This window comes from Bacillus sp. SIMBA_074 (assembly GCF_046534555.1).
GTDB lineage: Bacteria > Bacillota > Bacilli > Bacillales > Bacillaceae_G > Bacillus_A > Bacillus_A mycoides.
The window spans coordinates 1-248 of record NZ_JAWRYM010001000.1 but is presented as its reverse complement, the minus strand read 5'-3'; the positions used below and the strand labels follow the sequence as shown (position 1 = coordinate 248).

The following is a 248-nucleotide window of genomic DNA, read 5'->3' as shown; positions in this document are numbered from 1 at the left end:
CGAGGAGCTTGGTCGTCGCGGCCGTCGAGACGTCGAGGTGGTGAGCTATACCCCCGGGTGTCGCCACCAGGCTCCGATTCGCACACACGATCAGATAGTGCAGCGCACGCATGTCGGTCTCATTGAGGCGCATGTACCGGCGTGAAGCCTGAGAGAGGGTCTGCTCGGCTTCCCGCAGACCCGCGAGCGACTCCATGAGCCGGGCGATCTGCCGCAACTCCTCAGGCGGAACGCCCGTCCGATCGACC

At 65.7% G+C, this 248-nt stretch carries 1 protein-coding gene; it reads right to left on the bottom strand.

The annotated features are described in order from the left end of the window. Window positions 1–196, bottom strand: a 196-nt coding sequence (locus tag SB773_RS33780) for a hypothetical protein (RefSeq protein ID WP_410594841.1), incomplete at its 3' end; no start/stop codon positions are given. Window positions 197–248 lie beyond the last annotated feature (52 nt).